The following is a 26,324-nucleotide window of genomic DNA, read 5'->3' as shown; positions in this document are numbered from 1 at the left end:
GATCACGACCCGCCACCGAGGTGTCGGCGGGTCGTGATCGACCGCCGCCTCGCGGGTGCGGGGCGCAGCCCTGCCGTCCTTCGGGCGGCCCGAGGAGGTTACGCGTGGTGCTGCGGCTGGGGACGCGCGAGTTCGGCGAGCACGAGCCGGTGATCATGGCCATCGTGAACCGCACCCCGGACTCGTTCTACGACCAGGGCTCGACGTTCCGCGACGAGCCCGCGCTCGCCCGCGTCGAGCAGGCGGTCTCCGAAGGCGCCGCGATCATCGACATCGGCGGGGTTAAGGCGGGCCCCGGCGACGAGGTGACCGCCGAGGAGGAGGTACGCCGCACCGTCGGCTTCGTGGCCGAGGTCCGCAGCCGCCACCCCGACGTGGTCATCAGCGTCGACACCTGGCGGCACGAGGTCGGTGAGGCCGTCTGCCAGGCGGGGGCCGATCTGCTCAACGACGCCTGGGGCGGCGTCGATCCGCAGCTCGCCGAGGTCGCGGCCCGGCACGGCGTCGGACTGGTCTGCACGCACGCCGGCGGCGTCGAGCCCCGCACCCGCCCGCACCGCATCGCCTACGACGACGTGATGGCCGACATCCTGCGCGTCACCGTCGGACTCGCCGAGCGCGCCGTCGAACTGGGCGTACGGCGTGACGCCATCCTGATCGACCCGGGGCACGACTTCGGGAAGAACACCCGGCACTCGCTCGAGGCGACGCGGCGGCTCGGCGAGATGACGGCCACCGGCTGGCCGGTGCTGGTGTCGCTGTCGAACAAGGACTTCGTCGGCGAGACCCTCGACCGCCCCCTGAAGGAACGGCTGACGGGAACGCTCGCGACGACTGCTGTCTCGGCCTGGCTGGGCGCCCAGGTCTACCGGGTGCACGAAGTGGCCGAGACCAAGCAGGTGCTCGACATGGTCGCCTCGATCCAGGGTCGCCGGCCCCCGGCGGTGGCCCGCCGGGGACTCGCCTGAAGGTCCCGCGGCCGATCGCCACGGAGTCTGCGACCCTCGCGGCTGGAAGCGCCCCTCGGTCCGACGGGTCGCCCGCGGTCCGGCCCCTCAGAACGCGCGGCGCTCAGAGCCCGCCCGCCTCCATCGTCACAAGCGAGACCGCCTCGTCCACGTCATCGGTCAGATGGAACAGCTCGAGGTCCTTCTCGGCCGCCTTGCCGTCCGCGATCAGGGTGTGGCGCATCCAGTCGACCAGGCCCTTCCAGTAGTCCGTCCCGAAAAGAACGATCGGGAAACGGGTCACCTTCTGGGTCTGGACGAGGGTCAGGGCCTCGAACAGCTCGTCCAGCGTGCCGAATCCGCCCGGCAACACCACAAAACCCTGCGCGTACTTCACGAACATCGTCTTGCGCACGAAGAAGTAGCGGAAGTTCACCCCGATGTCGACGAATCCGTTGAAGCCCTGCTCGTAGGGCAGCTCGATGCCGAGACCGACGGAAACACCGCCCGCCTCGAAGGCGCCCCGGTTGGCGGCCTCCATCGCGCCGGGACCACCGCCGGTGATCACTCCGAAGCCCGCCCCCACCAGCGCCTTGCCCAGCCGCACCCCGGCCTCGTACTCGGGCGTGCCCTCCCCCGTACGGGCCGAGCCGAACACGCTGATCGCCGGACCGAGTTCGGCGAGGGCACCGAATCCCTCGACGAACTCCGACTGGATCCGCATCACCCGCCACGGGTCCTGGTGGACCCAGTCCGAAGGTCCCTGGGTGTCCAGCAGCCGCTGGTCGGTCGTAGTCGGCAGCACCTGCCCACGGCGGCGTACGACGGGGCCCAGCCGCCGCTCCTGCCACTTAGCGGCTTGCGGCTCCGCGAGCCGCCCCTCGAGCTCCTCCCGGAGCCGCTCCGACGGTTGAGGCTGCTGGGACTCATGGGACTCCTGGGACGTGCGGTCTCCCTCCGCGTTGTTCATGGCGTGCTCCCTCCGCATCGGGGCCTCCCCGCCGAAGGCAGGGGAAGGGTCGTTCAGTGCAGGGTACGCATCCGGACATGACGAGCGAGGGAACTCAGCTGGTCAGCCAGGCGCGCAGATTCTGCTCCGCTTCCAGGACCGCGGCGACGGACACATGCTCCTCGCGGGTGTGCGCGAGCTTGGGGTCACCGGGCCCGTAGTTGACCGCGGGCACCCCGAGGGCCGAGAACCGGGCCACATCGGTCCAGCCGTACTTCGGCGCGGGCTCGGTGCCAATGGCCTCGACGAACGCCGCAGCGGCCGGATGGGACAAACCGGGCAGCGCGCCGGGGGCGGAGTCGGTCAGCACCACGGTGAACCCGTCGAAGACCTCCCGCACATGCGCGAGCGCTTCCGCCTCCGTACGGTCCGGCGCGAAGCGGAAGTTGACGTTCACAGCGCACGAGTCCGGGATGACATTGCCCGCGTGTCCGCCTTCGATCATCACGGCGTTGAGGCCTTCGCGGTAGGTGAGGCCGTCGATGTCCACGCGCCGGGGGTCGTACGCGGCGAGGCGGGCGAGGATCGGTGTGGCCTTGTGGATGGCGTTCTCGCCGAGCCAGCTGCGCGCGGAGTGGGCGCGCCTGCCCGTGGTCTCGACCCGCACCCGCAGGGTTCCCTGGCAGCCGCCTTCGACCTTGCCCTCGGACGGCTCCAGCAGCACGGCGAAGTCGCATGCCAGCCACTCGGGGTGGTGCTCGGCCAGCCGCTTCAGGCCGTTGAGTTCGGCCGCGACCTCCTCGTGGTCGTAGAACACGAAGGTGAGGTCGCGGTTGGGCTCGGGCAGCTGAGCGGCGACGGCCAGCTGGACGGCGACACCGGACTTCATGTCGGAGGTGCCGCAGCCCCAGAGCACCCCATCCGCATCGAGCCGGGAGGGGACGTTGTCGGCGATCGGCACGGTGTCGATGTGTCCGGCGAGGACAACCCGCTCCGGGCGCCCCAGGTTCGTACGGGCCACGACCGCGTCCCCGTCCCGGTCGACGGTCAGATGGGGCAACTCGCGCAGCGCCGCCTCGACGGCATCCGCCAGCGCCTTCTCCTCGCCGCTCTCGGACCGGAAGTCGACGAGCTGTGCGGTCAGCGCCGCGGCGTCCAGGGACAGATCGAGCGTGGAGTGATCCATGAGGCGACCCTAGCCCGTCGGGAGGCGTAAGTTCCCGGCCGGTACGGTGGGGGCCGTGTCCAAGCCGACCTCACCCCCCCGTCGTCGTGGCCGGCTCCTGCGCATCGGCGCGGCCTGCACCGTGCTGCTGGCGCTAGCCGGCTATCTGATCGTGCAGCTCCGCAGCACCACCGGCCCCAGCGCACCGCGCTGCACCGTGAGAGCCGGGGGCAAGCACGGCACCACGTACGAGCTGCGGCCGGAGCAGGCCGCAAACGCCGCGACGATCGGCGCTGTCGGGTCCTCGCGTCGGCTGCCTGAGCGTGCGGTCACCATCGCGCTCGCCACCGCCATGCAGGAGTCCGATCTGCGCAACATCCGTTACGGGGACCGGGACTCGCTCGGGCTCTTCCAGCAACGCCCCTCACAGGGCTGGGGCGGCGCGAAGCAGATCATGAACCCGGCCTACGCGGCCGGGAGGTTCTACGAGCATCTGGTGGAGGTGCCCGGCTATTCAGAGCTCCCGCTGACCGTTGCCGCACAGAAGGTGCAGCGCAGCGGCTACCCGCAGGCGTACGCCAAGCACGAGCCGAACGCCTCGCTGCTCTCGTCCGCGCTCACCGGCCGCGCCCCCGCCACGCTCAGCTGCACCACGGGGTCCGGCGACCGTACGCCGGGCGATCCCGCGCAGGTGCGGGCCAGACTGCAGCGCGATTTCGGGCCGAAGGTGTTGCCGCGCATCGAGGCCCCGGGGCGGGGGCAGGGAGTCTCGGGCAGCAGCGGGAGCGAAAGCAGCGGTTCTCGTTCGATCGTCGAGGTCCCGGTGGCCATGTCGGCGGGCCGGGGCGACGCGGACCGGCGCGGCTGGGAAGTGGCGCACTGGGCGGTCGCTCACGCTTCCGAGTTGCGCATCGCACAGGTCTCCTACGCGGGGCGGGTGTGGCGCGCCGGGAATTCCGAGCAGGGCTGGGGTGCGGCGGACGAGAACTCGGGCGCGAAAGGGAGCGAGGACCCCGGTCGGGGAACCGGCACCGTGCTCATCACCACCGCGCAGTAGTGCGACCGATCGCCCGATAGCGGCACCTACGTCAATTCCCGAGAGTGCGTTAACCCTCCTGACGCGGCCCTGTGCGCTGCCTCTCAATTCCCCTGGGAATCAATAGAAGTGACGATTCCGCAGACCTGCCCGCGGATCCATGTTTGCCCGCTTTTCATCCAGAACCGATAATGCGACGCATTACCAACTCTTTACCCTGCGCCGCCGCAACCTTCCCGCCTCTCACGCGGTAGTCACTGCGTCCGCACGGCGGACATGTCGCAACCATCAGAAGCTCAAGTCACTCTCCGCCAAAGGAGCACAATGTCCCTCCCCCTCACGCGTCGGATCGCCCGAGCCGCGCTGCTGGTCGCAGCGGGCGCCGCTCCCCTCGCCGGCGCAGCCGGCACGGCGAACGCCGTCGACCTTGCGAGCACCCCCAACCTTGGCGGCGGGCTCACCCACCTCGACAGCGCCAACCTGGGGACCACCGTCGACGGAGCCGCGCAGAAGGTGGGCAACCAGGCGGGCAAGGCTGGCGGCAAGGCCGTGGCGTCCACGCTCCCGAAGGCCGGCAAGACCCTGGGCAGGCTCAGCAAGACCGCCACGAGGAGCGGCCGGGAGGCCGCCGGCAACACTGCGGGCACCACGGGCGGCCTGCTCGGCGAGACCACCCAGTCGACGCAGAAGGCCGGCGGAGCCGCGCCGTCGCTGCCCACGACCGGGCTTCCGCTCCAGAACAGCGGACTCCCGATCGGCTGATACCCGCATCTGTGAAAGGGCCCTGGTCCCCCCAGGTGTCCCGGGGGGTCAGGGGCCCCCACGTATTCGCTCGTCTCCACGTGGAGCCGGGAGCTGGCGCCGCGCCCTCCGCGCCGAGCTGCCTCCTGAGCCGAGCCCCCGCGATCAGCCGAGGCGCCGTACGGCCTCTGCCACGCGCTCGTCGGTCGCGGTGAACGCCACCCGTACGAAGCGCTCTCCCGCCGCACCGTAGAAGTCGCCCGGCGCGACCAGGATGCCCCGCTTGGACAGATCGCCGACCGTGTCCCAGCACGGCTCGTCCCGCGTAACCCACAGGTACAGGCTGGCCTCGCTGTGCTCGATGCGGAAGCCACATCCCTCCAGGGCGTCGCGCAGTGCCGAGCGGCGGGCCGCATACCGGGCGCGCTGCTCCGCCACATGCGCGTCGTCGCCGAGAGCCACGGCCGTGGCCGCCTGCACCGGCGCGGGCACCATCATGCCGCCGTGCTTCCGGAGCTGGAGCAGCTCGCCGACGACATTCGGGTCACCGGCCAGGAACGCGGCGCGGTAGCCCGCCAAGTTGGACCGCTTGGACAGCGAGTGCACCGCGACGATGCCCTCGTACGAACCGCCGCAGACGTCCGGGTGCAGGACGGACACCGGCTCGGCCTCCCAGCCCAGCTCCAGATAGCACTCGTCGCTGAAGACCAGCACGCCGTGCTCCCGCGCCCAGGAGACGGCCGCCCGGAGCTCGTCCCTGCTCAGCACCTGGCCGGTGGGGTTGGACGGGGAGTTCAGCCACAGCAGCTTCAGACCCTCGGGGTCCAGGTCGGCCGCCACCGCGCCGGCCGCGAACGTCCCGGCGTCGTAGACGACCGGCTCGGCACCGGCCAGCCGGGCGCCCACCTCGTACGTCGGGTAGGCCAGCCGCGGGAAGGCGACCCGGTCGCCGGGGCCCAGGCCCAGCTGGGACGGCAGCGAGGCCACCAACTCCTTGGAGCCGACCACCGGGAGTACGTTCCGGTGGCCCAGGCCCGTGGCCCCCAGCCGCCGCTCCACCCAGCCGATGATCGCGTCCCGCAGCGTCGTGGTTCCCCACACGGTCGGGTAGCCGGGGCTGTCGGACGCCTCCGCCAGTGCGCGCTGGATCAGCGCGGGCACCGGGTCCACGGGGGTGCCCACCGAGAGGTCGACGATGCCGTCGGGGTGGGCCGCTGCAGCCGCCTTGTACGGCTCGAGCCGGTCCCAGGGGAAGACGGGGAGGCGGGAGGAGACGGGGGGCACGGTTGCTCACTTCTCTCGAACAGTCGAAGGTGCTGCGCGGCTACCTCCCCGGGGGCACCACCCGGCGTTAGCTGGGGGAGGCGGCCGGGGGAGGCTGGGGAAACGCCTCGGTCCCGTACGGGCACTCGCCCCCGACGCGAGGCCGTGGCGGGAGAGCCGTACGGGACCGAGGCGGTGCCGGCCCGAAGGTCACTGCTCCTGGTTCTGCGGCGGCAACGCTGAGATGAAGGGGTGGTCGCGCTCGATCAGGCCGAGCTTCGACGCCCCGCCGGGCGAGCCGAGCTCGTCGAAGAACTCGACGTTCGCCTTGTAGTAGTCCTTCCACTCCTCCGGAGTGTCATCCTCGTAGAAGATCGCCTCGACCGGGCAGACCGGCTCGCACGCCCCGCAGTCGACGCATTCGTCCGGGTGGATGTACAACATCCGCTCGCCCTCGTAGATGCAGTCGACGGGGCACTCCTCGATGCACGCCTTGTCCTTCAGATCGACACAAGGCTGCGCGATGACGTAGGTCACGCTGTCGTTCCTCCTCGGTAGGGCTCATCTCGCGCGGGAGCGCGGCGTCGTCGATGCCCGCACCTAGTATCGCCGTTCCGGGGCACGAGACGAACAAGAGGGGCTGACCCAGCTGTGGATTTCACCACCGGCGGACGATTCGAGGTCCGAATCACCCCCGCTGACGTGGGCAGAAGGGTATCGGTACGGCGGTTGACGGAGTCTGGGACTCCGGGCGAGCGGTTCACCGACACCGTGGGTGTGCTCACATCGTGGGACAGCGGTGTGCTCAGCATCACACGGCGGGACGGCGAAACCGTCCGTATCGCGGAATCCTCGCTGGTCGCCGGCAAGGTGGTTCCCGCGAGCACGCCGGCCCGCCGCAGAGGTCCGTCCGCGAGCGTGGCGGAGCTCGACCGGGTGGCGGCCCGTGCCTGGCTGCCCGTCGAGAGCGAGCAGCTGGGCGGCTGGCTGCTGCGCTGTGCGGCGGGGTTCACCCGGCGCGCCAACTCCGTACTGCCGCTCGGAGATCCCGGCCTCCCCCTGGACGAGGCCCTGGAACGGGTGATCGCCTGGTACGCCGACCGGGCCTGCCCGCATACCTGCAGGTCAGCACCGGAGGCGAGGGAGCGCAGGAGCAGCTGGCCGCGGAGCTGGCGGCGCGCGGCTGGACCCGGGAGGTCACGGCGCTGGTCCGCACCGCCCCGCTCGCGCCCCTCGCCACCGCGGCCGAGGTGCGGCCGACGCCGGGTGAGCCGTTCGTCCCCTCCGTGGTGCTCTCACGCTCCCTCGACGATCTGTGGCTCGCCCGCTACCAGCGGTCCGCCGGCCACGAGCCCGCGCCAGAGCTGCTGACGGTGCTCGGCGGCGGGCCGTCGGTGTGGTTCGCCACCATGCCGGGAGGCACGGAGGGCGCTCCGCCGGCGGCCGTCGGCCGGTGCGTCGTGGACGGCCGGTGGGCCGGTTTCACGGCCATCGAGGTGGACCCCGGGCGGCGGCGGCAGGGCCTGGCCACCGCCGTCATGGCCGCGCTCGCCCGCAAGGCCCTGGACGAGGGCGCCTCCGCCGCGTACCTGCAGGTGGAGGAGGACAACGACGGCGCGGGCGCGCTCTACGACGGCATGGGCTTCACCACGCATCACCTCTATCACCACTTCCGTGCCCCGAAGGGTGATTCGCGCTGAGCGGGTACGAGGCACATATGCGGGACACCGGCAGGCGGCAGCGGTTCGCGGAGGCGGCGCGCGACGAGCGCCCGGACCTGGCCCTGCTCTGTCTGCTGGTGGCCGCCGAGGCCGAGCCGAAGACGGGCGAGGCCGATATCGACACGGCGCAGATCGAACTGGACCGGCTGGCCGGTCTGCTGCCGTTCCGCCCCGCCGAGGGCGCCGCGGGGTGGGCCCGCGCCCTCGCCGATCTGCTCGGCCGGCGCTGCGGCTTCCACGGCACCCCAGCCGACTACCGGCGGCTGGAGTCGTCCCTGCTGACCCATGTGCTGCGGCGGCGGCGCGGTCTGCCGATCCTGCTGTCGGTGGTCTGGATGGAGGTCGCGCGGCGCGCGGGGGCGCCGGTGTACGGGGTGGCGCTGCCGGGTCACTTCGTCGTCGGCTTCGGCGATCCGGCCGCACCGGAGGGCCAGGTGCTTGCCGATCCCTTCGACGGCGGGCGGGTGCTGACCAGTGCGGACGCGGAGCTGCTGGTGGCGGGCTCGACGGGGACGCCGCTCACCCCCTCCATGCTGGCCCCCGCCGAGCCGCGGGAGATCGTCCTGCGGATCCTCAACAACATCCGGGCGTGGGCGGCGGCCCGGCCCGAGCGCTCGGACGTCCAGGTGTGGGCGGTGGAACTGTCCCTGCTGCTGCCGAGCCACCCGGCACGGTTGCGCTACGAGCACGCCGAGCTGCTCGTACAGCGCGGAGACTTCCGCGGCGGCGCGGCGGAGCTGGAGGCGTACGCCGAGGTGATCGCTGCGGTGGACCCGGAAACGGCGGAGAGCGTCCAGCGGCAGGCACTCGCCGCGCGGGCCATGCTCAACTGACCGGCGGCTGCTCGCGGTGCGGGCGCGCACCCGACGACGGCCCCGCCCCTGTGCCGGGACGGGGCCGTCGTGCGTGCCGCCTACTGGGCGTTGGTCTCGATCACTTGGATGCGTTCGTCAGGGGTCGTGCCCCGCAGCGCCTGGCGCAGAGCTCCGGCCACGTCCTGCGGAGTCACAGGCGTCTTCTTCCCGTTGCCGCGCTGGATCAGGACGCCGTCGAAGGTGCTGCCGTACAGCTCCTTGAGGGCCTCGAGGTCGTAGGTGTCCACGAGCTTGCCGCCGACGGCCTTCATCGTCAGGAACTTCGGCAGCGAGTTCTCCGGGCTGAACGAGATCTGGTGCGAGGCGTCCGTCTGCACCGTCACCAGGCCGGACATCGCGGGCTTGGCGAACTCCTTCATCGCCCGGTCCAGCTCCGCCTTGTCGACCGTCGGCCGCTGCATGCCCACCGGCAGCTCGACGGCCACGTTCCGGCCCGTCTCGGCCCGCTCGCGGTACGCGTTGCCCACGACCTGGACGGACTGTGTGACGTGCAGCGCCCGGTGCGGCTTCCCGGGCACCGCGATGGCCTTGCCCGCCTTGAAGACGATCGTGCCGTCCTGGTTTCCGGCGGCATCCCCGGCGATGCCCTTCAGCTCGGCCGCCAGTTTCTCCTCGTCGACCACGATCTCCGGCTCGGCTTCACGGGCGCCGCCGAAGAGCGATCCGATGACGGAGACGGGGTTGTAGTCGCGGCCCGCCGCGTTGCGGACCGTCGTCTCGGCGTCGATGGTCAGTCCCGCGACATTGGGTTTGAGCTGCTGCTCCTTGCCGTCGACCGTGACCGCCAGCGGTCCGCGGCTCCGGGTCGCGAGGTGGGCCTCGAGCTTCTTCACCGCGGCTTCCGTGGACGTGCCGCCGATCTCCACTCCGAGAACGGTGGTGCCGTTCGGCACGTCGGCGTGGTCGAGCATCAACCCTGCGGCGTAGGCCACGCCGACCAGCCCGAACAGTCCGGCTCCGGCGACGACGAGCTTGGACCGGCCCTTCTGCTTCGCCTGGGCGGACCCTCCCCCAGCCTTCGGCCGGAAGGTGCCCCCAGCACTGGAGCCCGCCGCGTGCGAGGCGGAGTCGTCCGCGCCGGGCGACGGCGAGCCGGGGAACGGCGAGCCGACGGAGGGGGAGCCTCCCGGGAACCGGGTGTCCCTGGATGGTGGGCCGAGGGGATTGCCGCTGACCAGGGTGTCGCCGGACACGTATCCGTGGCCTGCGCCTTCGGACGGCGCGTCCGGAGCCGCATGGCGGCCGGAAGCTGTGCCCGGGCCGGGAGCGAAGGGGCCGGGCCCACCCAGGGTCCCGGGGCGCCCGCCGACCGCGCCGATGCCGGGCGCGGGCGGACGACGGTGGTCGCCGCCCGTGGAAGGCGCGGGGGGCTGAGGGCCGAACTGATGGGTGTCGTCGTCCACGGCGGGCGCCCCGGCAGGGCCGGAGCCTTGCTGGAAGCCCGGCGGGAGGACCACATCGCCGCCTGCCGGTCCGCTGGTCGCCCCGGAGGGGTCGGCGGACCGGGAACCGGAGCCGCCGGGGCCGGCACCGAAGGCGGGGTTGGCCCCGGTGTCGAAGACAGGGTTGGAACCCGTGTCGAAGGCGGGGTTGGAACCGGTGCTGTAGGGGGGGTTGGAGCCGGTGTCGAAGACGGGGTTGGGACCCGTGCTGTAGAGGGGATTGGAGCCGGTGCCCGAATCGGTGTCCGCGCCGACACCGAAGGCCGTACCGGCACCTGGGCCCGTCCCGTACGGCGGCGTGCCACTGTCCGAAACGCCCGGTCCCGAAGGCGCGGGCGCAGCGGACGCCTTGCGCGGCGCGAACCAGTCGCTGGTCTTCGGATCGTCCCCGCCCTCGGCACCGGACGACGCGGCCCTCCCGGACTCACCCACGGACGCGGGCTCCGCGGTCGCATCGCCACGAGCCTCGGAGGCGGGGCGCGCGGTGCCTCCCGTCGCCGCATCACTACTCGCACCGTCGACCGGCGTGCGTACGACGACCGGCGGGATGGGCCGGGAGCCCGGGATGTTGATCCGGACCCGGGTCGTCAGCGTGGTCTCGGTCTTCGGCTCGTCCGGCTTTGCGGCCTCGTCAGCCTCCGAAGGCGGCGGGCCGTCGTACGCACCGTTCTGCGTCGAGTGCGGCGCCGGGTACTGCCCGGTGCCGTACGGCGGGGTCCCCGAGGGGTACGCGGCTCCGCCACCCCCCCGGGGTCCGGAGGACGAACTGTCGGTTTCACGGCTCAAAGCAAGTTCTCCCGGTTTAGCTCCGCCGCCCGTCATGACCTCGCGCTGGGGTCCCCCGAACCGTGGGCCAGGGGTGGGGACCCCCATTCCATGGGCCAGGGGCGTTCGGCGGCGCGCACCACCATACTGGGCAGCGTCGAAGGACACCCTGGGACTGACGCATCGCCCGCCCGCCGCCCCGGCCCGACAGGACGGGGCGTATGGTCACGTCACTTGCCAAGTCGGGCGGGTGGCACACCGGGTGGTGGCAGGTACGGCAGAGTGGCAGACATCACAGCGACCATCACCCCACCCAGCAGGAAGAGGTACGCGCCGACGCCCGCGCCGAACAGGAAGTCACCTTCCGGACGGCTGGCGGTCAGAAAAAGGACGGCCAACAGCCAGCCGCCCGCGGGCGCGACCGCTCCGGCTCTGCTGCCGACCGCCTGGAGGCCGCCGTAGCAGACTCCGGCGACGCCCAGCAGTGCGAGCAGCAAACCTGCGGGGAACCAGGCGGCTTGCAGCAGCGAGCCGGCGGCTCCGACCACGACACCTGTCACGGCAAGAACGGCAAATGCCCCAAGTCGTCCGGCCGTCACGACGCCACCAGCCCCGCGAAGAGATCGGTCTCCGGTAGGTCGGCGCCCGGCTTCCCGATGACCAGGCGGTAGTGCTCCTCGACGAGGAGCGGCTGGCCCAGGTCGTTCGACAGCGCGAAGAAGGCTCCGTCCACGGCGATCTGGGTGGCGTGAGCGCGCATCGCCGCCGTCTTCGCCGCGGCGTACGGCCGACCGTCGATACGAGCCGTCACCTCGGCATCCTCCACCACGCCCGGCAGGTCCTCCGGCTCCGCCACGCCCCCGAAGGTCACCCCCGTCTCCCGCAGCCTTGCGAAACCCGCCGCGACCACCGAGCGCGGGAGGCAGTTCCAGTAGATCTTGTCGATGGTGTGCGGCTCGCCGAGATCGCGGCGGAAGGCGCGCTCCGCGGCGAGTTCAGCGGCGCGCATGGCGACGCGGTGGGCCTGAATGTGGTCGGGATGTCCGTAGCCGCCGTTCTCGTCGTAGGTCACCAGGACCTGTGGCCTGACCTGCCGCATCACCTCGACGAGACACGCGGCCGCCTCGTCGACGTCCGCTCTCCAGAAGCATTCCGGGCGGTCGTTCTGCTCGACACCCATCATTCCCGAGTCGCGGTAACGGCCCGGCCCACCCAGGAAACGATGGTCGGTGACGCCGAGTTCGGCCATGGCCGCGGCGAGCTCGCCCATGCGGTGCGGACCGAGGGCGTCTTCGCGGTCGGGGGCGAGATGGGCGAGCTCGGGCGGAATGACCTCCCCCTCCTCACCGAGGGTGCACGTAACCAGAGTGACGAGGGCGCCCTCGGACGCGTACTTGGCCATGGTCGCGCCGTTGTTGATCGTCTCGTCGTCCGGGTGCGCGTGCACCAGGAGCAGCCGGCGGGCGGGAAGATCGGTCATGGCTCCAGCGTACGAGCCGACGGGCGCGGCCGGGGGGTACGAACCGGAGGGTGCGGCGGGGGACGAGCCGACCGTTGCGGCCCGGGGGCAGAAGCAGTCCGACGAGCCCACCCTCAGAACGTGACGTCCTCAGACAGAACGTGATCCCCTCAGAACGTGACGTCCTCGATCATCACGTCCCCGATCATCAGAACTTGATGTCCCCGATCATGCCCGCGACGTTGGTGGTGAGCTCATTGATCGTCGGGGCGATGGACGAACTCGCCAGATAGAAGCCCAACAGCATGCAGACCACCGCATGTCCGGCCTTCAGCCCGGATTTCCGGATGAGCAGGAAGACGATGATCGCCAGCAGCACCACCGCCGAAATCGAGAGTGCCACGGCGGTTCACCTCCAAAGATGCGCAGTCGGGCCGACGAACAGACAAGATACCGATGCCGTGGAGTTGATACCCACGGTGGGCAACTGATCATAACTTTCGGTGCGCGTGCATGAATCGGTGCACAGGAGCAGACGAGGGGCGCACGGGTCGCCTCACCGGCGTGGCACTCCCCACGACAGACCACGCCGACCAGCAACCCTGCCCCGGTCCCTGACAATCGACCGCAACCACCGTCACCACCCGCCTCGCCGCGTCGCACCACCAATCACCCGCCACCCGCGTCGCCGCACCTCACGGACCACGTCAACGGGCCGCCACAAGAGCGCGGAGCTGTGGGCAGCGCGCTTCGTCTGCCTCGACCGGCCGCCTGTACACCGAGCCCACGACCGGCACGCAAGCGTCACCACGACGCGGCACAACCCCGACTCGCGTGCCCGTATCCGGCAGCGGCGCCCGCCGGATCCCGCCCCGCGGCTTCCGGGCCCACGTCTGATCCACGCCCTCGCTTGCCCGTCGCCGCCGAGTGATGCGGTACCCACGTCGTCGGTCGCGCCCAGACCAGCCCGCTGGGGGCCGGGGCGGCCGGCCCGGGAGCAGGAACCCCGACCTCGGCGCGCCGGTCGGTGTCGGCTCCGTAGCGGCGAGAGACGTCCGGCCGCCCGCGGCCCGAAGCTGACTCACGGTGCGGCCCCGTCCGGCAGGGCGATCGCGGGCCGACCGCCCCCGACGGGTCGATCCGCGAAGCGACCCGTCCAGCAAGGCGTCCCGAGGCGGCCCCGCGGCCGGAAGCCGATTCGTGGAGCGGCCTCTCCGACGAGGCGTACGCGAAGCGCCCGCTCCGGCAAGGCGTCCGCGGGCCACCCCCGCCAGACGAGGCGTACCCGAAGCGCCCGCTCCGGCAGGGGGCTCGAGGCGGCCCCCGTCGGCGAGGCGATGCGCGGAGCGGCCCCTCCGGCGAGGCGATTGGCGGAGGGGGTCAGGCGGTGAGGAATAGGGTCGGTGCATGACCGGACAGATCTCGTTTCCGCGCCAGTTCGCGCGCACCCAGCGCTTCACGCTGGGTGCGCCTCGCGCCTTCACCGTGTCGCCGGATGCCGCTCGCGTCGCCTTCCTCCGCTCCCGCAGTGGCACCGACCGGGCGAACCTGCTCTGGGTGCACGATCTCGGGTCGGACGAGGAGCGCGTCGCCGCAGATCCCGACGCGCTGCTCTCAGGCGCGTCCGAGGAGCTCTCCGCCGAGGAGCGGGCACGGCGGGAGCGGAGCCGGGAAGCGGCAGTCGGGGTCGTCGGCTACGCGGTCGACGACGCCGTCGAGTTGGCCGCGTTCGCCCTCTCCGGCCGCCTCTTCACCGCGGAGCTCCGCGCAGGCACCGCGCGGGAGCTGGCCGTGCCGGGCCCGGTCGTGGATCCCCGCCCCTCACCCGATGGCCGGCGCGTGGCCTACGTCGCCGCCGGCGCCCTGCGCGTGGTGGCCACGGACGGCGGCGACGACCGAGCGCTCGCCGCGCCCGAGGGCGACGGCATCACGTACGGCCTCGCAGAGTTCATCGCCGCCGAGGAGATGCACCGCTCCCGTGGTTTCTGGTGGTCATCCGGCAGCGACCGGCTACTCGTCGCCCGCGTCGACGAATCGCCCGTCCGGCGCTGGTGGATCTCCGACCCCGCCGCTCCGGAGCGGGAGCCGCAGGAAGTGGCGTACCCCGCCGCCGGAACGCCGAACGCCGACGTACGGCTCGTACTCCTCGGCCTCGACGGCACCCGCACCGACGTCGAGTGGGACCGGGAACGCTACCCCTATCTCGCGCAGGTGCACTGGTCCGCGGCCGGTCCGCCGCTGCTCCTGGTACAGGCCCGCGACCAGCGCAGCCAGCTGTACCTCACGGTGGACACGGCGTCCGGCGAGACGAGGATGCTGCACGCGGACGAGGATCCGGTGTGGCTGGAGCTGTTCCACGGCGTGCCCGCCTGGACGCCGGACGGCCGCCTGGTGCGCATCGCGGACGAGGCCGGGGCGCGCGTCCTGGTCGTCGGGGACCGGCCGCTGACCGGACCCCAGTTGCATGTGCGGGCCGTACTGGACGTGTCGGAGGAGGACATCCTCGTCTCGGCGTCCTCGGGCCCCGAGGCGGCGGACCCCGAAACCGGCGAAGTCCACGTATTCCGGGTCAATGAACTCGGCGTCGAGCGTGTCTCCGAGGGCCGGGGCGTGCACTCGGCGGTCCGCTGCGGCACCGTCGCCGTTCTGAGCTCGACGTCGCTCGAGACCAGCGGCGCGAGGGTCCGGGTCCTCACCGACGGCAAGGCCGTGGCCGCCATCGGCAGCGTCGCGGAGCAGCCAGTGCTGACGGCCCGCGCACGACTCACCGAGTGCGGCACGGACCGTATTCCATGTGCCGTTCTGCTCCCGACGGGGTACCGCGAGGAGGACGGCCCGCTGCCGGTCCTCCTGGACCCCTACGGCGGCCCGCACGGCCAGTGCGTCGTGGCGGCGCAGAACGCGCACCTCACCTCGCAGTGGTTCGCCGACCAGGGCTTTGCGGTCGTGGTGGCCGACGGGCGCGGCACCCCCGGCCGCTCGCCCGCCTGGGAGAAGGCCATCGCGTACGACTTCGCGGGCGCGACCCTCGACGACCAGGTGCAGGCCCTGCACGCGCTGGCCGAGAAGCACCCGCTGGACCTCGGCCGGGTCGGCATCCGCGGCTGGTCGTACGGCGGCTATCTGGCCGCGCTCGCCGTGCTGCGCCGCCCGGACGTCTTCCACGCGGGCGTGGCGGGCGCCCCGGTCACCGAGTGGCGGCTCTACGACACCCACTACACGGAGCGCTACCTCGGCCACCCGGACGAGCAGGCAGCGATCTACGCGGCCAACTCCCTGGTCACGGACGAGGGCTTGTCGGGCGCGGCCGAGCAGGTCAGGCCGCTGATGGTGATCCACGGCCTCGCGGACGACAACGTCGTCGCGGCGCACACCCTGCGCCTGTCCTCGGCTCTGCTCGCCGCGGGCCGCCCGCACGAGGTGCTGCCGCTGTCGGGAGTGACCCATATGACGCCGCAGGAGCAAGTGGCCGAAAACCTTCTGCTGCTCCAAGTGGACTTCCTGAAGCGCTCACTGGGTCTGGCCTGAGCCCTCAGGCGACCGGCCGAGACGAAACCGTCTCGGCCGGTCTACGGCACCCGCACGGCCGTACGGTGTCCAGGATGGTCCGTCCGCATATCGGCGTTGCGACAGTCGAGTTGCCGACATGTTAACGATCGTAGGGGCTATCTTTCGTGAGATGTCCGGCACCAGGAGCCCTTGTCAAGCACGCCCCGACCTCAATCTGCGAAATCTTCGCTCAAGAAGCGAACGAGCGTCACATCTGGACACCACACCCCCTTGACTGGGCGATAAATCAGTTGCCAAAGTCCGCTCAACCAGTGGCGCTACCCGCGTCGCATGACCGTTCCAGCTGAACTTCCACAAAAACTTCAAGGCGGGGACCCACAAGCATGACGAGTCCATCCCAGGCCGCCGCTGCCGGGGCAGGCACCCCCTCGCCCGACGACCACGGCAGCGACGACGGCTCCGTCGGCCTCACCACCAAGGAGGCGTCGGTTCAGACGGGCGAACTGGCCGGCCGCTCACCCGGCCAGCTGATGTGGCTGCGCTTCAAGCGCGACCGCACGGGCGTGATCTCAGCCTTCGTCGTGCTCTTCTTCTTCGTGATCGCCGCGCTCGCACCGGTCATCGCGAAGCTGTACGGCAAGGACCCCTACACGCTCTACTACACGGAGCCCGAGTATCCGTACCTGCTGGACGAGTTCAGCATGCCGGTCGGCCAGTTCGGCGGCATGTCGGGGGATTTCTGGTTCGGCGTCGAACCCGAGCTCGGCCGGGATGTGTTCACCATGCTGCTCTACGGCATGCGCACCTCGCTCTACATGGCCGTCGTCGTCACCCTCCTCATGGTGATCACCGGTGTCCTCATCGGCATGGTCGGCGGCTACTTCGGTGGGAAGACCGACTACTGGCTGGGCCGGATCACGGACTTCTTCCTGGCCTTCCCTCAGCAGCTGTTTTTCATCGCCTTCATGCCGATCGTGGTGGCGCTGTTCGTCCCGCCGGCCGACGAGACCCCGACCTATCTGCGTGCGGTCGCGATCATCCTGGTGATGTGGGTCCTGGGCTGGATGGGCATGGCCCGCCTGGTGCGCAGCTCGGTGCTCTCACTCCGTGAGCGCGAGTTCGTGGAGGCGGCCAAGGTCTCCGGGGCGTCACCGTGGCGGATCGTCCGCAAGGAGATCCTGCCGAACATCGTCACCCCGATCCTGGTGCAGGGCACCTACACCCTCCCCAGCACCATCCTCTCCATCGCGTTCCTCTCCTTCGTAGGTGTCGGCTTCGTCGAGCCGACACCGGACTGGGGCCGGATGTTCGCGCGTGGCGCCCAGATCTACGAACAGGACCCGGCGTTCATGTTCTTTCCGGGCGTAGCCCTGGTGATCTTCGTCCTGGCCTTCAACCTTCTCGGCGACTCGGTACGGGACGCGTTCGACCCCAAAACCGGACGGTGATCGTCCATTGGTGGGGGGGTGGCTGCCACCCCCGCGCCGGGCAACCGGATGCGTCTGGCAGCACAAATGGATAACAACCGACAGGTAGGTGGACCGAGCATCATGAAACCCATCCGATCACGCACCGCGAGTGCCGTAGTCGTCGCCATCGCGGCCGGCTCCCTGGCACTGACCGGTTGCGGCAGTGGCGGCAACAAGGCCAAGGACCAGTCCAAGTCCCAGGAAGACGCCGCAGCACAGTCGAAGCCCGTCACCTACTCCGACGCCGCCGCCTCCTCCGGCCCGGCCGAGGAGGTGCCCGGCGCAAAGTCCGGCGGCGCCATCGAGGTCTACACACAGGCGGACCTCACTCACATGGACCCGGGTCAGATCTACGTCAGTGACGCGGGTCAGTTCTCCAACCTGATCCACCGCGGTCTGACCAACTTCCAGGAGGACGACAAGGGCAACCTGTCGGTCGTCGGTGACATCGCCACCGACTCCGGCAAGTCCTCCGACGGCGGAAAGACCTGGACCTACACGCTGAAGGACGGCATCAAGGATCAGGACGGCGACCCCATCACGTCCGCCGACGTCCGTCACAGCATCGAGCGGTTGTACTCGAAGGTCATCTTCGACGGCCCGTCCTTCGTGCAGAGCTGGCTGTCCGGCGATGACTACCGCAAGGCGCTGCCGGACGGTCCGTACAAGGGCAAGCACCTGCCGGACTCCGTCCTGGAGACCCCGGACGACAAGACGGTCGTCTTCCACTTCAAGAACGCGCAGCCCGACGTGCCGCAGGCGCTGTCCATGGCCGGCTACTCCATCGTGCCCGAGAAGAAGGACAAGAAGGAGAAGTACGACAAGGCTCCGGTCGCGCTCGGCCCGTACAAGATCGCCGAGTACAAGGCCGGCAAGTCCATGAAGCTGGTGAAGAACACCAACTGGGACCCGAAGACCGACGCCGTGCGCCACCAGTACGTCGACGGCTACAACTTCAGCTTCAACCACGACCAGGTCGACCAGACCAAGCGTCTGATCGCCGACCAGGGCGAGTCCAAGAACGCCATCCAGTTCACGGAGTCGGTGGACCCGACGCAGACCCAGAAGATCATCACCGGCCCGGCGAACAAGCGCACCATCAAGGGCTACCAGCCGTACGTCTGGCAGCTGACCTTCAACCTTGACCGTATGAAGGACAAGAAGCTCCGCGACGCGATCACCTACGCCATTCCGAACCAGTCCATGGTCCAGGCCGACGGTGGAAAGTACGGCGGTGAAATCGCGGGTGGCCTGTTCGCCCCGACCCTGCCGGGCTTCGACCCGAAGTACGACCCGTTCGGCAAACTCAAGAAGCCCAACGGCGACCTCGCCAAGGCCAAGGAACTGGTCAAGGAGGCGGGCGCCGAGGGCAAGAAGCTGGCCTACGCGTACGCCAACACCCCGCGCGGCCAGAAGCAGATGGTCATCCTCAAGGACACCCTGGCCAAGATCGGCCTGAACGTCCAGGCCAAGGAGATCGACCGGGCGACGTTCTACGAGCAGGTCGGCAAGCTCAAGAACGGTTTCGACATGTACATGACTGGGTGGGGTCAGGACTGGCCGTCCCCGTCCACCGTCGTCACCCCGGTCTACGACGGTGACCTGGTCTCCGATGGTGCATCAAACTACTCCCACATCAAGGACGACTTCGTCACCGACGGCATCGACGAGGCCCTGACGCTGAAGCCCGAGGCCGCGGCCAAGAAGTGGGAAGAGATTCACCACTACATCGTGGAGAAGGTCAACCCGGCCGCTCCGGTCTACTACTCCAAGCAGATGCAGCTGTACGGGTCGAACATCGGCGGTGCCCGGTACAGCACGGAGTCCAGCTACATCGACATCAACGACCTGTACCTCAAGAAGCCGTAACACTCCGTCACGGCTGACCGTGGGGGTGCGCGCCAGGCGGAGCGCACCCCCACGGACCAACCCCCCTCATCACTGCCGATTTCAGAAGAGAGCAGCCGCCCGCCATGCTCCAGTTCCTCGCCCGCAGGCTTGTCGGCGCCGTCGTCATCATTTTCCTGATCGGCGCCACCACGTTCTTCCTGTTCTTCGCCATCCCTCAGGACTTCGCCGCACTCTCCTGCGGTAAGAACTGCAGCCCGGAGAACCTCAAGGTGATCCGGGAGGCCCTAGGGCTCAACAAGCCGCTGGTCACGCAGTTCTGGGAGTTCATGTCCGGCATCGTCATCGGCCGCGACTTCCCCATCGGACACTGCAACGCCCCATGCCTGGGTGTCTCGTTCACGTCGAAGGAGTTCGTCTGGGACACCATCATGGACCGCTTCCCGCTGACGCTGTCGCTGACCATCGGCGGCCTGATCATCTTCCTGGTCGGCGGCCTCGCCTCCGGCATGCTGGCCGCCTGGAAGCGCGGCACCAGCGTCGACAAGGCCGTCAGCGGCGCCTCGATGGTGCTCAGCTCGTTCCAGATCTACTTCCTCGGCCCGATCGTGCTCGGCATCTTCGTCTACAGCACCGGATGGATGGAGAATCCCAAGTACGTGCCGTTCACGGAGAGCCCGAGCGGCTGGTTCATCGGCCTGCTGATCCCCTGGGCCGTGATGGCGACGATCTTCACCGCGAACTACACCCGTATGGCCCGTTCGACCATGATCGAGCAGCTGCAGGAGGAGCACGTACGTACGGCCCGCGCCAAGGGCATGTCGCGGAGCTTCGTCTTCTTCCGCTACGCCTGGCGCGGCTCGCTCATCCCCATCGTCACCATCATCGGCATGGACCTCAGCTCCCTGCTCAGCGGCGCCGTGGTCACGGAGTACACCTTCCAACTGGCGGGCATCGGCCGCCTCGCAGTGCAGTCCTCGCTCACCAAGGACCTTCCGCTGACGATGGGCGTGATGTTGTTCGGCGCCTTCTTCATCCTGCTCCTCAACATCATCGTCGACGTGGCCTACGCCTACATCGACCCGCGTGTGCGCCTCGCCTAGGAGAACGACCGTGACCACACAGACCCAGACCGAAGACACCCCGGCCCCGACCGGGCCGGAGGCCTTCCTCTCGGTCCGCGACCTGCGGGTGCGGTTCTCCACCGAGGACGGCATCGTGAAGGCGGTCGACGGCCTCTCCTTCGATGTCGAGCGCGGCCAGACCCTGGGCATCGTCGGCGAGTCCGGCTCCGGCAAGTCCGTGACCAACCTGACCATCCTCGGATTGCACAACCCGAAGACCTCCAGTGTCGAGGGCGAGATCATCCTGGACGGCCACGAGCTGATCGAGGCGACCGAAAAGGAGATGGAGAAGCTCCGCGGCAACAAGGTCGCGATGATCTTCCAGGACCCGCTCACGGCGCTCTCGCCCTACTACACGGTGGGCCGGCAGATCGCCGAGCCGTTCATGAAGCACACCGGCGCCTCCAAGAAGGAGGCCAAGGACCGGGCCATCGCGATGCTGGAGAAGGTCGGCATCCCGCAGCCCAAACTCCGGGTGGACGACTACCCGCACCAGTTCTCCGGTGGCATGCGGCAGCGCGCGATGATCGCGATGGCGCTGGTCTGCAACCCCGACCTGCTGATCGCGGACGAGCCGACCACCGCGCTCGACGTGACCGTGCAGGCCCAGATCCTCGACCTCCTCAAGGACCTCCAGCAGGAGTTCGGCTCGGCGATCATCTTCATCACTCACGACCTGGGAGTCATCTCCCAGATGGCCGACGACCTGCTGGTGATGTACGCGGGCCGGGCCGTGGAGCGCGGCAGCGTCCGTGACGTGCTCCGGTCTCCCCAGCACCCTTACACCTGGGGCCTGCTGAGCTCCATGCCACGCCTGGGGGGCGACGTCGGAGCGGCGCTCACCCCGATCCCCGGCACCCCGCCGAGCCTGCTGAACCCGCCGAGCGGCTGCCCCTTCCACCCCCGCTGCGACTTCCCGCCCGAGGTCGGCGGCACCCGCTGCACCAACGAGCGGCCACTGCTGCCCAAGGGCCGCGCCTCCGCTTGCCATCTGACGGCAGAGCAGAAGCAGACCATCTTCATCGACCGGATCAAGCCCCGGCTGGGTTAGGAAGATTTCGAGACATGAGCGAGAACCTCACCCTGTCGAAGCCGCAGAGTCAGGTCGACGAGACGAGCGAAGCGCTGCTCACCGTCGAGGGCCTGACCAAGCACTTCCCCATCTACGGCGGCTTCCCGATCAAGCGCAAGGTCGGTGCCGTACAGGCAGTGGACGGGATCGACCTGACTGTCCACGCGGGCGAGAGCGTCGGCCTGGTCGGCGAGTCCGGCTGCGGTAAGTCGACCACCGGGCGGCTGATCACGCGACTGCTCGCGCCGACCGGGGGAAAGATCACATACGCCGGGCGGGACATCACCCACGCCAACCGCAGGCAGCTGGCTCCGGTCAGGTCCGAGATCCAGATGATCTTCCAGGACCCCTACTCGTCGTTGAACCCACGGCAGACCATCGGCACGATCATCAAGAGCCCGATGGAGGTCAACGGGATCGACCCGCCCGGCGGGCGCGAGCAGCGGGTGCGCGAGCTGCTGGAGACCGTCGGCCTCAACCCGGAGCACTACAACCGCTTCCCACATGAGTTCTCCGGCGGACAGCGGCAGCGCATCGGCGTGGCCCGCGCGCTCGCCCTCGAACCGAAGTTGATCGTCGCGGACGAGCCGGTTTCCGCGCTGGACGTCTCCATCCAGGCACAGGTCGTCAACCTGCTGCAGAAGGTGCAGCGCGAGCTGGGGATCGCGTTCCTCTTCATCGCCCACGACCTCGCCATCGTGCGGCACTTCTCGAAGCGCGTCGCCGTGATGTACCTCGGCAAGGTGGTGGAGGTGGGTGACCGCGACTCGATCTATAGCCGACCGCGGCACCCGTACACCCATGCGCTGCTGTCCGCCGTGCCGGAGGCCACCCTGGACGACGGCGAGGGCGAGAGCCGCGAGCGCATCCGTCTCGCAGGGGACGTCCCCTCGCCCATCAACCCGCCGTCCGGCTGCCGCTTCCGCACGCGCTGCTGGAAGGCCAAGGACAAGTGCGCGACGGAGGAACCGCCGCTCGTGCAGATCGGCGGGAACAAGGAAGGGCACCTGACGGCGTGCCACTTCCCCGAGGAGCCGACGATCGCGGCACGCGACGAGGACGTGATCCTCGACCCCGCGCTGGCCGCGCTCGAGGAGTCGACCGACAGCCGCTGACATCGAGGCCGACTGCCTCGGAACCGGCCCGGACCCGCGTTCGCACACCTCAAGCACCATGCGAACGCGGGTCCCGGTGCGTCCGGGGACCGACCGCGGGCCCGGGCACCGTCCGGGCGGCGCATCCGGGGCGGCGCGTCTCCCGACGGCACGTCATCGGCCGGCACGTCACCCGCCGGCGCGTCGGAATGCCGACGCTGGCGGGGATCCGACACAGACGATATTGGTCCAGACCTCTAGGGTTGTCATGCACGCCGCATCGCAGCACCCGCTGACGAAGGAGTGGCAACCCGTGAGAGCACGAGCAGTCGCGACCTTGAGTTCCGCCGTCCTTCTCGTGACGGCCGTGCCGTCGTCGGATGCGGTCGCCCGGCCCGACGCGCCCATCTCCGTCGCCCCGGGCACAGCACAGACCAAAGCCAAGGGAGCGGTCCACAGCGTCACCCTGATCACGGGGGACCGCGTCGTCCTCACGGAGCTGCCGCAGGGCAAGCACAGCATTGCCATCGACCCCGGCCCCGGCCGAGAGGGCATGACCTTCGCCAGGGAGGCCGAGCCCGGCGCCAAGGGCCGTACCGGGGTACGGGTGACACCCCTCGACGCCGCCCCCCTGGTCGCTTCCGGCCGGCTCGATCCACGGCTGTTCGACATCACCGGGCTGGTCCGCCAGGGCCTCGCGGACGCCAAGAGCCCGGACCTGCCCTTGATCACGCGGTACCGGAACGGGCGGTTACGGGCCGACGCCAGGGCAGCGGTCACCAAGGGCGCCAAGGAGCACCGACTTCTGCCGAGCATCAACGGCTCGGCGGTGCGGGAACACAAGAGCCACGCGGGCACGTTCTGGGCGTCCGTCACCCTTGGCAAGCGCGGTCAGGCCGCGCATGAACTCGCCCCAGGGCTGACGAGGATCTGGCTGGACGGCCGCGCCCGGCTGATGGACGACGAGAGCAACGCACAGATCGGTGCACCCACCGCCTGGCAGGCCGGGTTCACGGGCAAGGGCGTGAAGGTCGCGGTGCTGGACGGCGGTTACGACCGGACCCACCCGGACCTCGAAGGCCGCGTTACCGCCGCCAAGGACTTCACCGGCGACGCCGACGGCCCCAAGGACGAACACGGCCACGGCACACATGTGGCGGGCACTGTCGCCGGCACCGGCAAGGCCGCCGGCGGCGCGTACAAGGGCGTGGCCCCCGACGCGGAGCTGCTGGTCGGCCGGGTGTGCGGCACCGAGGAGTGTCCCGAGTCGGCGGTCATCGCGGGCATGGAGTGGGCCGCGGGGCAGGCCAGGATCGTCAACATGAGCCTGGGCTCCGACCCGAGCGACGGCACCGACCCGCTGTCCGTAGCGGCCACCAACCTGACCGCCTCCACCGGGGCGCTGTTCGTCGCCGCCGCGGGCAACCGGGCGGCCCCGAGCTCGATCGGTGGCCCCGCTGCCGCCGACGCCGTTCTGGCCGTGGGCAGCGTGAACAAGAAGGACGAGGAGAGCTGGTTCAGCAGCAAGGGCCCGCGCCGCGGTGACTCCGCGGTCAAGCCGGACCTCTCCGCCCCCGGCGAGGACATCGTCGCGGCCCGGGCCGCCGGGACCTCACTGGGCACCCCGGTGAACGACCACTACACCAGCCTCAGTGGTACGTCGATGGCCGCCCCGCACGTCGCGGGCGCAGCCGCGATCCTCGCCCAGCAGCACCCCGACTGGAAGGCCGAGGAGCTGAAGACGGCGCTGACGAGCAGCTCCGACCCGGTCGGCGGCCTGTGGGTCTTCGAGCACGGCACCGGCAGGCTCGACGTCGCCCGCGCGGTCGGGCAGACGGTGCGCGCCACCCCGTCCAGCCTCAGCTTCGGACACCTGGCCTGGCCGTACGCCGACCAGCCGGCGAAGACCAGAACCGTCACCTACCACAACGACGGCGACGTCCCCGTCACGCTCACCCCCGAGCTCGCGCTCCGCCAGGGCGGCAAGCCCGTGGACCCCAAGGCGGTCACGCTCGACAAGCAGCAGGTGACGATTCCGGCCCACGGCAGCAGCACCGTAGACGTCACCATCCACCCCAAGGTCCTCGCCACAGCCACGGCGGGGGGACAGCTCGCCGGTCGCGTCACCGCCACCGACGCCGACCGGAAGACCGTCGTACGGACCGGGGTCGGCCTCATCACCGAGCCCGAGGCGTACGACCTCACCGTCAAGCTCATCGACCGCGACGGCAAACCGGCCACCGACGAACTCCCGCACCTGTGGTCCATAGCCGACCTCAATCCGGAGCAGAGCGAGCTGCCGGAGCTGGAGTTCAAGGGCGGCACCGCGACGGTGCGCCTGGCCAAGGGGAAGTACGGGCTGGCCGGGGCCATCCTCACACCGCGCGGAGCGACCCCGGAGTTCAAGACCTCCGCCATGACCCTCGCGGCGGCCCCGAAGCTGTCCCTCGAACGCGATCTCACGCTCACCTTCGACGCCCGGAAGGGCCATCGGGTGACGACCACCGTGGACGCACCCGACCCGGTGCGCAGCTTCGTGGAGGTGGACTTCCAGTTCAGCAGAACGCCGACGGACACCTGGCTCGCGGGCTTCGCCACCTACTTCAGCAACGAGATCTCCGCGATACCCGTGACGGCCGACGACCCCGCCACGTTCGCCTTCGGCTACAGCACGGTGCTGACCTCGCCCGCGAACAGCGCCGTTCCCTACGCCTACAACCTGGCGTTCCCCTTCCTCGGCCGGATCCCCGAGGACCTCTCCTTCCGGGCGCGCAACACCGAGCTGGCCGCTCTCCGCACCCGGTACCGGGCGCAAGGCGTGGACGCGGCTCTGGGCACCCGGGCCGAAGCGCCCCTCTTCCTGCCGGGCCAACAGTCCTTCTCCGGCGGTTTCACCGATGTGCGGCTTCCGGACCGACGGACCGAGTTCTACAGTCCCAGCGGGGTGAAGTGGCACGGGCTCCTGGTGCAGCGCACCGCGGACCAGCCGCAGCAGGGACCGCCCGAGGGCGCGATCATCAGGCCCTGGACGGCCTATGCCGCCGGCAGTGTGCACCGGCAGGACTGGAACAAGGCCGTCTTCGGCCCCGACCTCTCCGAGCACAGCTGGTCGGCGCAGGTGGCGCGCCACGACGGTGACAACATCTCCGTCAATCTCCCCTCGTTCGCCCCGGGCGAGACCCAGCACAGCGGCATGCCCGGAATGGACAACTCCTACGTACGGGGCTCCATCACCCTGTCCCTCGAGGACGGGTCGGGCAGCGGCACGGCGCCGTCCGGGGTGTCCGCCGGGTTCACGGTGCCCGCGGGCGAGCACCGCTTCGTCCTGGACGTCGACGCCCGGCGGGACAGAGGGTGGACGGCGCTTGCGCCCCAGGTGCGCACCGTCTGGAAGTTCTCCTCGAAGACGGTGAACCAATGGACGTACGAAGCGCTCCCCGTCGTCCGGATCCAGGGCGAATTCGACGACTCCAACCGGGCCGTGGAGTCCTCCTGGCTGGCGCTCGAACTCACCGCTGCCACCCAGGCCGACGCCGCGCCCTCCGACATCACCCAGGTGTCGCTGGACGTCTCCACCGACGACGGCGCGACATGGAAGCAGGCGTGGGTGCAGGGCAAGAACGAGGACGGGACGTGGCGCGCCGCGGTGTTCAACCCGCGCAAGGCCGACACCACCGGGTACGTCTCGCTGCGCGCCAGGGCCACCAACACCGCGGGCAACACGGTCGAGACGACGGTCATCCGGGCGTACGGCCTGAAGGCAGCGGCAGGTTGAGCTGCCGGACGTTCGAGTTCCGTAAGGGCTTGTTTGTTGTCCCGACCACAAGGCGCTCGTAGCGTGACG

19 protein-coding genes and 1 pseudogene are annotated in these 26,324 nt (G+C 70.1%); 12 read left to right on the top strand and 8 right to left on the bottom strand.

The features are described from left to right. Nucleotides 1-107 precede the first annotated feature (107 nt). On the top strand, nt 108-968 hold the full coding sequence (folP, locus tag ACTWQI_RS16565; RefSeq protein WP_443271341.1) for a dihydropteroate synthase: 861 nt from the start codon (nt 108-110) through the stop codon (nt 966-968). A 103-nt stretch (nt 969-1,071) separates the two neighbouring features. Here folP and ACTWQI_RS16560 read toward each other — a convergent pair whose 3' ends face one another. After that, on the bottom strand, nt 1,072-1,917 hold the full coding sequence (locus ACTWQI_RS16560; RefSeq protein ID WP_443271159.1) for a TIGR00730 family Rossman fold protein: 846 nt from the start codon (nt 1,915-1,917) through the stop codon (nt 1,072-1,074). A gap of 94 nt (nt 1,918-2,011) precedes the next feature. After that, the gene (gene dapE, locus ACTWQI_RS16555; protein ID WP_443271157.1) at nt 2,012-3,082 is read right to left on the bottom strand and encodes a succinyl-diaminopimelate desuccinylase; all 1,071 of its coding nucleotides are present in this window, start codon (nt 3,080-3,082) and stop codon (nt 2,012-2,014) included. 55 nt (nt 3,083-3,137) lie between these two features. On the opposite strand from dapE, the gene ACTWQI_RS16550 reads away from it, so the two are divergent. Next, complete coding sequence (locus tag ACTWQI_RS16550) at nt 3,138-4,118, top strand: hypothetical protein (RefSeq protein ID WP_443271156.1); 981 nt, start codon at nt 3,138-3,140, stop codon at nt 4,116-4,118. Nucleotides 4,119-4,421: 303 nt separating this feature from the next. Beyond that, nucleotides 4,422-4,859: an ATP-binding protein gene (locus tag ACTWQI_RS16545; RefSeq protein WP_443271154.1), complete on the top strand. Its 438-nt coding sequence runs from the start codon at nt 4,422-4,424 to the stop codon at nt 4,857-4,859. 144 nt (nt 4,860-5,003) lie between these two features. On the opposite strand, the gene dapC is transcribed toward ACTWQI_RS16545, so the two are convergent. Then, complete coding sequence (gene dapC / locus ACTWQI_RS16540) at nt 5,004-6,122, bottom strand: succinyldiaminopimelate transaminase (RefSeq protein WP_443271152.1); 1,119 nt, start codon at nt 6,120-6,122, stop codon at nt 5,004-5,006. Between the two features lie 189 nt (nt 6,123-6,311). Further along, complete coding sequence (gene fdxA / locus ACTWQI_RS16535) at nt 6,312-6,638, bottom strand: ferredoxin (protein ID WP_443271150.1); 327 nt, start codon at nt 6,636-6,638, stop codon at nt 6,312-6,314. Nucleotides 6,639-6,752: 114 nt separating this feature from the next. On the opposite strand from fdxA, the pseudogene ACTWQI_RS16530 reads away from it, so the two are divergent. Then, nucleotides 6,753-7,801: pseudogene (locus tag ACTWQI_RS16530) on the top strand (GNAT family N-acetyltransferase). A gap of 17 nt (nt 7,802-7,818) precedes the next feature. Then, complete coding sequence (locus ACTWQI_RS16525; RefSeq protein ID WP_443271148.1) at nt 7,819-8,655, top strand: transglutaminase-like domain-containing protein; 837 nt, start codon at nt 7,819-7,821, stop codon at nt 8,653-8,655. A gap of 80 nt (nt 8,656-8,735) precedes the next feature. Here the strand turns inward: ACTWQI_RS16525 and ACTWQI_RS16520 are convergent, their stop codons facing one another. The 4 genes from ACTWQI_RS16520 to ACTWQI_RS16505 form a co-directional block, all read right to left on the bottom strand. Continuing rightward, complete coding sequence (locus tag ACTWQI_RS16520) at nt 8,736-10,925, bottom strand: hypothetical protein (protein WP_443271147.1); 2,190 nt, start codon at nt 10,923-10,925, stop codon at nt 8,736-8,738. 209 nt (nt 10,926-11,134) lie between these two features. After that, the gene (locus ACTWQI_RS16515) at nt 11,135-11,503 is read right to left on the bottom strand and encodes a DUF6113 family protein (protein ID WP_443271146.1); all 369 of its coding nucleotides are present in this window, start codon (nt 11,501-11,503) and stop codon (nt 11,135-11,137) included. Continuing rightward, entirely contained in the window at nt 11,500-12,384 is an 885-nt protein-coding gene (gene mshB, locus ACTWQI_RS16510; protein WP_443271144.1) for an N-acetyl-1-D-myo-inositol-2-amino-2-deoxy-alpha-D-glucopyranoside deacetylase, read from the bottom strand. Before mshB ends, ACTWQI_RS16515 begins: the two co-directional genes overlap by 4 nt. A 187-nt stretch (nt 12,385-12,571) precedes the next feature. Further along, nucleotides 12,572-12,766 carry a hypothetical protein gene (locus tag ACTWQI_RS16505; RefSeq protein WP_443271142.1) on the bottom strand — a complete coding sequence of 65 codons (195 nt, stop codon included), beginning with the start codon at nt 12,764-12,766 and terminating at the stop codon, nt 12,572-12,574. Nucleotides 12,767-13,770: 1,004 nt separating this feature from the next. Between ACTWQI_RS16505 and ACTWQI_RS16500 the strand changes: the two genes are divergently transcribed. The 7 genes from ACTWQI_RS16500 (at nt 13,771) to ACTWQI_RS16470 (ending at nt 26,255) form a co-directional block, all read left to right on the top strand. Next, a complete protein-coding gene (locus ACTWQI_RS16500; protein WP_443271141.1) occupies nt 13,771-15,891 on the top strand; it encodes a prolyl oligopeptidase family serine peptidase in 2,121 nt (706 codons plus the stop codon). Nucleotides 15,892-16,256: 365 nt separating this feature from the next. Further along, entirely contained in the window at nt 16,257-17,321 is a 1,065-nt protein-coding gene (locus ACTWQI_RS16495; RefSeq protein WP_443271140.1) for an ABC transporter permease, read from the top strand. A 102-nt stretch (nt 17,322-17,423) separates the two neighbouring features. Beyond that, nucleotides 17,424-19,211, top strand: a complete 1,788-nt coding sequence (locus tag ACTWQI_RS16490; protein ID WP_443271139.1) for an ABC transporter substrate-binding protein — start codon at nt 17,424-17,426, stop codon at nt 19,209-19,211. Between the two features lie 104 nt (nt 19,212-19,315). Then, on the top strand, nt 19,316-20,293 hold the full coding sequence (locus ACTWQI_RS16485; protein WP_443271138.1) for an ABC transporter permease: 978 nt from the start codon (nt 19,316-19,318) through the stop codon (nt 20,291-20,293). 10 nt (nt 20,294-20,303) lie between these two features. Next, a complete protein-coding gene (locus ACTWQI_RS16480; protein WP_443271136.1) occupies nt 20,304-21,365 on the top strand; it encodes an ABC transporter ATP-binding protein in 1,062 nt (353 codons plus the stop codon). 14 nt (nt 21,366-21,379) lie between these two features. Beyond that, on the top strand, nt 21,380-22,501 hold the full coding sequence (locus tag ACTWQI_RS16475; RefSeq protein WP_443271134.1) for an ABC transporter ATP-binding protein: 1,122 nt from the start codon (nt 21,380-21,382) through the stop codon (nt 22,499-22,501). Between the two features lie 292 nt (nt 22,502-22,793). Continuing rightward, nucleotides 22,794-26,255: a S8 family serine peptidase gene (locus ACTWQI_RS16470; RefSeq protein WP_443271132.1), complete on the top strand. Its 3,462-nt coding sequence runs from the start codon at nt 22,794-22,796 to the stop codon at nt 26,253-26,255. The last annotated feature ends 69 nt before the right edge of the window (nt 26,256-26,324 follow it).

Origin of the sequence: Streptomyces sp. KR80, assembly GCF_052245555.1 — a bacterium.
Classification (GTDB): Bacteria; Actinomycetota; Actinomycetes; order Streptomycetales; family Streptomycetaceae; genus Streptomyces.
The sequence above is the reverse complement of the archived record's forward strand: the minus strand, read 5'-3'. Positions and strand labels throughout refer to the sequence as shown.

Bases quoted from the DNA above. Each gene is read 5' to 3' on its own strand.
- mshB (WP_443271144.1), bottom strand. From the start codon at position 12,384: ATGACCGATCTTCCCGCCCGCCGGCTGCTCCTGGTGCACGCGCACCCG.
- ACTWQI_RS16525 (WP_443271148.1), top strand. From the start codon at position 7,819: ATGCGGGACACCGGCAGGCGGCAGCGGTTCGCGGAGGCGGCGCGCGAC.
- ACTWQI_RS16495 (WP_443271140.1), top strand. From the start codon at position 16,257: ATGACGAGTCCATCCCAGGCCGCCGCTGCCGGGGCAGGCACCCCCTCG.
- ACTWQI_RS16500 (WP_443271141.1), top strand. From the start codon at position 13,771: ATGACCGGACAGATCTCGTTTCCGCGCCAGTTCGCGCGCACCCAGCGC.
- ACTWQI_RS16490 (WP_443271139.1), top strand. From the start codon at position 17,424: ATGAAACCCATCCGATCACGCACCGCGAGTGCCGTAGTCGTCGCCATC.
- dapE (WP_443271157.1), bottom strand. From the start codon at position 3,082: ATGGATCACTCCACGCTCGATCTGTCCCTGGACGCCGCGGCGCTGACC.
- ACTWQI_RS16560 (WP_443271159.1), bottom strand. From the start codon at position 1,917: ATGAACAACGCGGAGGGAGACCGCACGTCCCAGGAGTCCCATGAGTCC.
- ACTWQI_RS16475 (WP_443271134.1), top strand. From the start codon at position 21,380: ATGAGCGAGAACCTCACCCTGTCGAAGCCGCAGAGTCAGGTCGACGAG.
- ACTWQI_RS16545 (WP_443271154.1), top strand. From the start codon at position 4,422: ATGTCCCTCCCCCTCACGCGTCGGATCGCCCGAGCCGCGCTGCTGGTC.
- ACTWQI_RS16485 (WP_443271138.1), top strand. From the start codon at position 19,316: ATGCTCCAGTTCCTCGCCCGCAGGCTTGTCGGCGCCGTCGTCATCATT.